Here is a 1822-nt window from a genome sequence, read left to right as displayed (position 1 = left end):
CACCGGAGGTGTCCGCCACGGCGATCTCGGTCGCCGTCAGATGCGCCTGCTCGACGACCTGCCCGCGCGACACCTCCGTCGCGACGCTCCACACCTGCTCTCGCTCCGACGCACGCTCCAGACCCGTCGCGACGATCAACCACACCATCGCCCCCAACAGCACCGCCGCCGCCATAAGCAGCGGCCGCCGACGACGCACCGGTGCTGGCAGCGACCCCTCCGCCGGATCACGGTTCGTGGGACGACGCATCACCGCTGGTGTTGATGTCATCATGCGCCTCCTGAACGCGGCTCTGCGCGGACTCCACGGATCACACACAGGCGTCCAGCTGTCGCTAGCCCGAAGGGTCGACCCTGGGCTCGCCCGATGCGATGCGCGGACAGGTAGGTGCGCACCAGCACCCGCACCCCGCCGCCAGGTGAAACCGCCGAACTCGATGCTCGGTTTCGCACGAACCTGCAAGCGCGCATGCACAGCCCCCGATAGACAGTCTCAGTCCAGATTTGGTGATCTGCGGCCGGCCCGAAGAGTGTGACCCTCGCCAAAACAGAGCGCGGCAGGCGGGCCTCCGCCCGCATGGCCGTGCGGCCAGCCCCCGCCGGCCCTCGCTACCACCCGACGACCCGGGTTGATGGCCCAAACGCAGAGCCGCGGTGTGGGCCCAGACGACCGCAGCGGTCGACAACGCGGGCCGCCATTTCGGAGGCGCCCCAATCGGCGACTCGGTATGCAACTTTGAGCCGCGATCGGGCGGCCTGGGGAGAAGGACATAATCGGCTAACCATACCTGATGTAGCTATATATAGCCATATAACTTGGCCACGTGTCCCGACTCCAGCGACATACGTCAACAGGACGGCGCGCGATGTGTGTCCGCGCCAAGAAGTGAGGGACCCAACGGCTGACGCGTCTTGAGATTACGAGCGGACAGGGGTCGCACATCACCCTGCCCGAGAGCACTACTGGACGATTCGGAGGAGGACCAAGCGCAAGGCGCTGGTGCACGCCGTGCGGAACATGGCGGCGCCCTGGACCGCTCGCTCGGGTGGGCCCCGAGTCGATCGCCGACGCCGAGGTGCGGCCGGCGCCGAATCCGAGCCAGCCGCCCAATGGTGACGCTGATCCTCGACCGCGTGCGCCCAGCGGTGCTCGCCGCGATGGCGTTGGCCGTCACCACGACCGCAGGAGGATGCCCGTGAGTAGCGTCGAGACGGCCGGGAAGGTCACCGACGGGCACCTGGCCCGGACCGCCTGACTCTACGTGCGCCAGTCGACCCTGCGGCAGGTGGTCCACAACACCGAATCCGCGACCCGCCAGTACGCGCCGCGGCAGCGTCCGGTCGCGCTCGGGTGGCCAGCCGAGCAGATCGTGACCATCGACTGCGACCAGGGCCACTCCGGCGCGTCGGCCGCGGACCGGCAAGGATTCCAACGGCTGGTCGCCGAGGTCGGCATCGGCCGGGCCGGGATCGTCCTCGGTCTCGAGGTCTCCCGCCTCGCGCGCAACAACGCCGACTGGCACCGCCTCCTCGAGCTGTGCTCGCTGTCGAACACCCTGATCCTCGGCGAGGACGGCCTGTACGACCCCGGCAACTTCAACGACCGGCTCCTGCTCGGCCTCAAGGGCACCATGTCCGAGGCCGAGCTGCACTTCATCCGCGCCCGGCTGCGCGGCGGGCAGCTGTCCAAGGCCCGCCGCGGCGAGCTCAAGCTGCCCCTGCCCGTCGGGCTGGTCTACGACCCCACCGACAAGGTCGTGCTCGATGCCGACACCGGCGTGCAACAGGCCATCCGGCTGCTGTTCGACACCTTCGCCGCGAC

The 1822-nt window shown here is 69.0% G+C and carries 2 protein-coding genes; one reads left to right on the top strand and one right to left on the bottom strand.

The window, feature by feature from the left end:
- On the bottom strand, nt 1-250 hold a 250-nt coding region (locus WD250_03830), incomplete at its 3' end, for a hypothetical protein (GenBank protein ID MEX2619328.1).
- Between the two features lie 1036 nt (nt 251-1286).
- Between WD250_03830 and WD250_03825 the strand changes: the two genes are divergently transcribed.
- A partial coding sequence (locus tag WD250_03825; protein MEX2619327.1) for a recombinase family protein occupies nt 1287-1822 on the top strand: 536 nt, incomplete at its 3' end.

Source organism: Egibacteraceae bacterium, assembly GCA_040905805.1.
Taxonomy (GTDB): Bacteria; Actinomycetota; Nitriliruptoria; order Euzebyales; family Egibacteraceae; genus DATLGH01.
The sequence above is the reverse complement of the archived record's forward strand: the minus strand, read 5'-3'. Positions and strand labels throughout refer to the sequence as shown.